Here is a 6,687-nt window from a genome sequence, read left to right on the forward strand (position 1 = left end):
GATGTCTCGGGTGCCGCTGGAGTTCAGCTCAGGACGCAGACCTTCATACTTCTTAGCCACGCAGGGCATGATGGATACCGTATAGATCTTTTCCTTGTCATAGCCTTTCTGCTCGGCGCCGTACGTCTTGGACAACGCGCCGTTCATGCCGACCGGAGACTTGCAGGAGGAAAAATGCGGAAGAAGATCGGGATAATAGGTTTCGCAGTATTTCTGCCAGCCAGGGCAGCAGGACGTGAACTGAGGCAGATCCTTCTGAGCCTTGAGACGTTCCACGAATTCGGAAGCCTCTTCCCAGATGGTGACGTCGGCAGTGAATTCGGTGTCCCAGCAGTGGGCAAAGCCAAGCATCTTGAGGGCGGTAAGCATGCGACCGGTGGTCACGGACCCCACAGGCATGCCGAACGCTTCGCCGAGCGCATAGCGCACGGCAGGCGCGGGCATGGCGATGCACTTCACGCTCTTGTCGGCAAGCTTCTTTTCCAGTTCGGGCACCCAGGTCTGTTCTTCATAAATAGCGCCTTGGGGGCAATGAACAAGGCACTGGCCGCAGTTGATGCAAACTTCGGGATGAGGAATGCTATGCACCTTGCCTGACGCGCCATAAATGGCATCCACAGGGCAGTAGCGCTGGCAGGAATCGCAGCCGATGCACTTTTTAGGATCGATCTGCACAAAAGAAAGCTGGTCCGGGTTGCTCCCAACCGCGGGGACATGTGCTTCGTACTGCACATGCTCCATAGTAATACGAGCCATTCAACTCTCCACAGGTAAAAAGTTCGGCCATGAATCCCCCGCTTAACGCGGACAGGTCGGGATACATTGCGTTATAGTACCCTACCCCATTAAATGTCCCTTGTAAATAATGAGGTTGATTTTTCCTTGCCATGGGAGGTAATTGTCAATTATTTCAGCAAGAATTCCCTTATCAGAAAAACAGGTTGGAAAAAGCAGCCCCTATTTTGACAGCCGGCCCGACCAATATCAGCGAGATGGTAATTCAATATTTTTCTTTTTATTTTTCATTTAGGAGATGTTTTTAAACACAATATCTTCTTTTTTATCCTGACGACCATCAATTATTCTGACGTAAAAAATTCTATATCTCTGCAAAATACTGCCTTTTTCATATTCCAACGTCTATTCCATACGTTTTTATAAATATTATTCTTACAATGAAGTACAGGACAGTTCTACATTGACATCGTGCAGAATAATATATGTTGGACAAAAAAAACACCGTGTTGCCACGGTGTTTTTTCGGAGAGACGGCAAATCCACCTATTTGGCAGGTACGACCGCCCCCTCATATTTTTCGTTCATGAACTTCTTGATTTCATCACTCTTCAGCACTTCTGCCAAAGCCTGCAGCTCAGGGCGCTGTTCATCTCCTTCACGCACGGCAAGAATATTGGCATAGGTAGTGGCAGCAATGGAGTCCGCAGTTTCCGCAGCCAGAGCATCCTTTACCTTAAGGCCTCCAAGAATGGCATAGTTGCCGTTGATGGTGGCAAAATCGACGTCGGGCAGCGAACGTACAAGCTGAGCAGCTTCAAGTTCCTCGATCTTGAGTTTCTTGGGATTTTCCACAATATCGCGACGCGTGGCGGTAAGACCTGCTCCATCCTTCAACTTGATGAGTCCGTTGGACTGAAGAAGAAGCAACGCGCGGGCTTCATTGGTAGTATCGTTGGGAACAGCCACAACGGCCCCTTTCTCAAGATCACTCAGCGCCTTGGTTCTGCCAGCGTAAATTCCGAACGGTTCATAGTGCACAGACGCGATGGACACAAGTTTAGTGCCCTTTTCTTTGTTGAAATCGGTCAGATAAGGCTGGTGCTGAAAATAATTGGCATCGAGCTCCCCTGCATCAAGCGCCATGTTGGGCTGAACGTAGTCGGCATATTCGACGATCTTAAGTTCATGACCCTTGGCCTTCATCAGCGGAATGGCAGCCTTGAGAATTTCGGCGTGAGGAGTGGGAGAAGCTCCAACCTTGACTTCGGCGGCTTCAGCCTGGAAAAACGCTCCAGAAATAGTGACGGAAAGCAGCGCTGACAAAAGAACGGGGCAGAGTTTCATGATGACCTCTCTATGTTCCGGTGCTGTGCACCAATTAGGATATGCGCTTGTCAAAGCGCTTTGTAGCCCAGTTGCCCAGCATCTGGAACAGCTGAACAATAACGATAAGGAGAACGATGGTGGCGAACATAATGTCCGTCTGGTAGCGGTTGTAGCCGTACATGATGGCCAGCTTGCCGAGCCCGCCGCCGCCGACGGCGCCGGACATTGCCGAGTAGCCGAGAATGGTGATTGCCGCAACGGCGCTGCCGTTGAGCAGGGAAGGCAGCGCTTCCGGCAACAGCACCTTGGTGATGATCTGCCAGGTGGACGCTCCCATGGACTGCGCCGCTTCCACCACGCCCGCATCCACTTCAAGCAAAGATGCCTCAATAAGACGCGCCACAAAGGGAGCCGCAGCAATGACCAGAGGAACCACCGTAGCATTGTTGCCTATGGTCGTTCCCACAAGAAAACGGGTAAACGGAATGACGGCTATCATTAAAATAAGGAAAGGGAACGAGCGCGTCAGGTTCACCACCATGTCAAGGGCGGCATAAAATACGGGATGAGGGGCTATGCCGTCTTTGCGACAGATGACAAGCAGCACGCCCATCACCATGCCAAAGACATAGGAAAGCAGCGTGGACACCACGGTCATATACAGCGTGTCGAGCACGCCTTCCCAGAGCATTTCCACAAGCTGGGCGTCAAACATGATTCATGTCCTCCAATTCAAGACCGCGGGAAGCGGCAAAGGCACGTATGCGTTCACAGGCCTCCTTATCGTCGGGAAGCTGCATGACCATCTGTCCACAGACGACGCCGTCTATCTCGCGCAGATCAGAATAAAGAATGCTGAGCGGTTTTCCACAGTCCAGAATCATGTTCCCAATGACAGGTTCCAACGTACTGCTGCCGTTGAATACAATGCGAACCACCCTCTCTCCGGGCAGCTTTTCGGGTTTGATGGCTTCGGGAATGACCATGGCGCGGGCAGCTTCCGTGCGGGGATGATAAAAGACCTCTTCCACCAGACCGGTTTCCGCAATCTTTCCGCCTGCAATAATGGCGACATGACTGCAGATTTTTTCAATCACGCTCATTTCATGCGTGATGATGACTGCCGTGATGCCAAGACGCGTGTTGATATCTTTAATGAGGGATAAAATGGACTCCGTCGTACTGGGATCAAGCGCAGATGTCGCTTCGTCGCAGAGCAGCACCTTGGGATCAGAAGCCAGTGCCCGGGCAATGGCCACTCGCTGTTTCTGACCGCCGGACAACTGCGAGGGATAGGAATTTGCCCTTTCAGAAAGACCTACGAGATCCAGAAGCTCTGCAGCACGCTGACGTGCCCTGTCCTTCGGCGTCCCCACAAGTTCCATGGGAAAACAGACATTCTCCATGGCCGTGCGCTGCATGAGCAGGTTGAACTGCTGAAAAATCATGCCCATGGAGCGTCGGGCATGACGAAGATCCCTGTCATTCAGACGACACAGATCCTTTCCTTCAAAAAGAACCTGACCACCCGTCGGGCGCTCAAGCATGTTGATGCAGCGTACCAGCGTGGACTTGCCTGCACCGCTTCTTCCTATGATACCAAAAATGTCACCCTGATTGATGTCAAGATTAATGCCCTTCAGGGCGTAGACCTCAGAATTTTTGCTCTGGTACTTCTTTTCCAGGTCGCATATTCTGATGATTGGCTCCGACATGATTCACTCCACCCGCTTTTGCGGGAAAAAATAGTCCTTCACAGAGAAAGACAGATTAGGTTAGCCTGTTTTTCTTTTTTTGTGAATAGAAATATCCCCCTACTTCCTGATTGCCTCTGTACTTTCTCGTCATTCGTGGTTAAAAAGATGAAATCACCCCGGTATGATTTCATCGTCATCAACCGGATATGGAGTGAATTTTTATGGCATCCATCAAGAAGACCAATGCCGCCCGCACGCTGGACAAGCTGGGCATTCCCTATGAGCTCAACAGTTACCCTGTCGATGTTGACGATCTTTCTGCAGTGCATGTCGCTGAAAGCATGGGAGTCGACCCTTCCTGTGTATTCAAAACGCTCGTCACGCGAGGGCATCCCAACGGCATAGCCATGGCCGTGCTCCCGGGAAATGCCGAACTCGATCTGAAAAAACTTGCCGCCGTCTTTCATGACAAAAGTGTGGAAATGGTTCCTCTCAAGGAAGTACTGCCTCTCACGGGCTACATTCGCGGAGGCTGTTCTCCTGTAGGGACCAAGAAGCCTTATCCCGTATGCATAGATGAATCGGCCATTCTGTACGACAAAATATATGTGTCCGCCGGACAGAGAGGACTGCAGTTCGTCATTGCCCCGGACGATCTTGCCCGGGCCGTCGACGCCGTCTTCGCCGACATAGTCATGGGCTGAGACCATGCACCTCGTTCTGCTTACCGAAATAGCCGACACGCTTGAGCGCTCTCTTCAGCCGAAAGAGGCTCTGCAACTCACATTGCAGATCATGGCCCGACATCTGGCCATGAAAAGAGCTGCCATTTCCCTTACAGAGCCCGACGGCAGCGAGGTACGAATCTACGCATCCGTCGGTTTCTCCGCCACGGAACAGGCACGTGGGCACTATGCCATGGGAGAAGGCATCACGGGCCGGGTCATTGCCAGCGGTCGCCCGGAAATCGTGCCCGATGTGGCCGATGACGCCCGCTTCCTCAACAGAACAAGAGCCAGAAATCTGCGCAAGGAGCATACGGCCTTCATCTGCGTTCCCATTCGCCTGGACGATCAGGTAGTAGGTGCGCTCGCTGTTGACCGACGCGTGGGAGCAAAGGAAACGCTTGACGATCAGAGCCGTCTGCTTACCGTCATTGCCGGCCTGCTTTCCCATACCGCAGGACAATGCCGGGCTGATCTTTCTTCTCCGCCCAAAAAGAAAAGTGCCATTTCAGACGGACGCATTCAGGGGTTTATCGGCCAGTCGGAAAGTATGAACCTCGTCTTCACCCGCATCCGTCAGGCTGCCCCCTCCTCCGCCACCATTCTTCTGCGCGGCGAAAGCGGCACCGGCAAGGAACTCGCGGCGCATGCCATCCATGAAGCCAGCGGCCGAAACAAACATCCCTTCATATCCCTGAACTGTGCGGCGCTGCCCGACAGTCTTGTGGAAAGCGAACTTTTCGGTCATGAGCGGGGGGCGTTCACGGGCGCTACCGGAGTACGGAAAGGACGCTTTGAGCTGGCCGACACGGGAACGCTCTTTCTTGACGAAGTAGGCGAACTCAGTCTTGCCATGCAGGCCAAACTTCTGCGCGTCCTCCAGGAAAAAAGCTTTGAGAGACTGGGCGGCATGGAAAGCATACAGGTCGACGTACGTCTCATTGCTGCAACGAACCGGGATCTTGAACAGATGGTGAAGGATGGATCCTTCCGGAAGGATCTCTATTACCGGCTCAACGTTTTTCCCATTCAGCTGCCTCCGCTGAGGGAAAGACAGGAGGACATTCTTTCCCTTGCCGCCTATTTTGTCAAAAAATACAGCGAGGCCAACGGGAAGACCGGCGTCCGCCTCTCGCTTTCAGCCATGGAAATGCTGCAGCGTTACCGCTGGCCGGGCAACATTCGCGAGCTTGAAAATGTCATTGAACGAGCCGTACTGCTTGTCAGTGAAGAAGGACTCATTCTTCCCCTGCATCTGCCGCCGAATCTGCACAGCGCGGGATGCCCCTACAGTGAAAAGGACGGCAGCGACGCGCCTCCGGCCATGGGCTCTCTTCAGCAGCGTCTGGATGAGATGGAAAAAGCCTATATTATTGAAGCACTTTCTCATTTTCATGGTCATCTCGGCCATGCGGCCCGGGCTCTCGGCCTGACGGAACGGATGATGGCACTCAGAATGAAAAAATACGGCATCACCTACAAAGCATTCAGAGCATCCAGCTCCTGAGAGGAGAAACGCCATGAGAATGGAAACGGATCGTATACGTCTGCGCCCCTGGAAGGAAGAAGACCTCTCAGACTTCCGGACCCTGAATGCCGATAAAGACGTCATGCGATTTTTCCCCGCCCCTCTTACAGCAGAAGAGAGCGACAAGCTTGCCGACTCTTTTCAACACGGCATGCTCCGGCATGGATTCGGCATATGGGTGCTGGAGCTGCCGGGGCACTCCTCGTTTGCAGGAGTTGTTGGACTAAATGTTCCCTCCTTCGACAATTCGCTTGTCGAAGTCTCCTGGAGACTGCACAAGGCCTTCTGGGGACACGGCTTTGCTACGGAAGCAGCTGCGGTTGCACTGGAAACGGGCTTTTCCTTTTTTTCGCTCGAAACCATATGCAGTTTTACCGCCAGACTGAACGTTCCTTCGGAAAAAGTCATGCAAAGACTCGGCATGGAACATTGCCCTGAGGATGAATTCGATCACCCTGCCCTTCCCGTTGGCCATCCTCTTTCCCGACATATACTCTATCGCATGACGAAACGACGCTGGAAAGAACACAAAAAGAACTTTCCTTTTCTTGACCACCTGCACATTTCGTTCTGACGCTGAAAAAAGCACGATCAAATCGTCGACGTCAATTCGTCACAATATCTGTTGTCATCATACCTTATCGCCCGGCGTGGTCATGACGGATGTGTTTTT

Annotated in this window: 7 protein-coding genes; 3 read left to right on the top strand and 4 right to left on the bottom strand. The window is 52.4% G+C overall.

Going from position 1 to position 6,687, the window contains the following annotated elements; all coding sequences use genetic code 11:
* The 4 genes from Q0J81_RS12120 to Q0J81_RS12135 form a co-directional block, all read right to left on the bottom strand.
* The coding region (locus tag Q0J81_RS12120; protein WP_294448201.1) for a [Fe-Fe] hydrogenase large subunit C-terminal domain-containing protein at positions 1-756 on the bottom strand (756 nt) is incomplete at its 3' end.
* Positions 757-1,281: 525 nt separating this feature from the next.
* The gene (locus Q0J81_RS12125) at positions 1,282-2,082 is read right to left on the bottom strand and encodes a MetQ/NlpA family ABC transporter substrate-binding protein (RefSeq protein ID WP_294448202.1); all 801 of its coding nucleotides are present in this window, start codon (positions 2,080-2,082) and stop codon (positions 1,282-1,284) included.
* 34 nt (positions 2,083-2,116) lie between these two features.
* Positions 2,117-2,779 carry a methionine ABC transporter permease gene (locus Q0J81_RS12130; protein ID WP_294448204.1) on the bottom strand — a complete coding sequence of 221 codons (663 nt, stop codon included), beginning with the start codon at positions 2,777-2,779 and terminating at the stop codon, positions 2,117-2,119.
* Positions 2,772-3,779, bottom strand: a complete 1,008-nt coding sequence (locus Q0J81_RS12135; RefSeq protein WP_294448206.1) for an ATP-binding cassette domain-containing protein — start codon at positions 3,777-3,779, stop codon at positions 2,772-2,774. Before Q0J81_RS12135 ends, Q0J81_RS12130 begins: the two co-directional genes overlap by 8 nt.
* Positions 3,780-3,982: 203 nt before the next feature.
* On the opposite strand from Q0J81_RS12135, the gene ybaK reads away from it, so the two are divergent.
* The 3 genes from ybaK to Q0J81_RS12150 are packed head-to-tail and all read left to right on the top strand — an operon-like array spanning position 3,983 to position 6,588.
* Positions 3,983-4,465: a Cys-tRNA(Pro) deacylase gene (ybaK, locus tag Q0J81_RS12140; RefSeq protein WP_294448208.1), complete on the top strand. Its 483-nt coding sequence runs from the start codon at positions 3,983-3,985 to the stop codon at positions 4,463-4,465.
* Positions 4,466-4,469: 4 nt separating this feature from the next.
* A complete protein-coding gene (locus tag Q0J81_RS12145) occupies positions 4,470-5,993 on the top strand; it encodes a sigma 54-interacting transcriptional regulator (protein WP_294448210.1) in 1,524 nt (507 codons plus the stop codon).
* Positions 5,994-6,006: 13 nt separating this feature from the next.
* Positions 6,007-6,588 carry a GNAT family N-acetyltransferase gene (locus tag Q0J81_RS12150; RefSeq protein WP_294448212.1) on the top strand — a complete coding sequence of 194 codons (582 nt, stop codon included), beginning with the start codon at positions 6,007-6,009 and terminating at the stop codon, positions 6,586-6,588.
* Positions 6,589-6,687: the final 99 nt, after the last annotated feature.

The organism is uncultured Mailhella sp., assembly GCF_944324575.1.
Classification (GTDB): Bacteria; Desulfobacterota; Desulfovibrionia; order Desulfovibrionales; family Desulfovibrionaceae; genus Mailhella.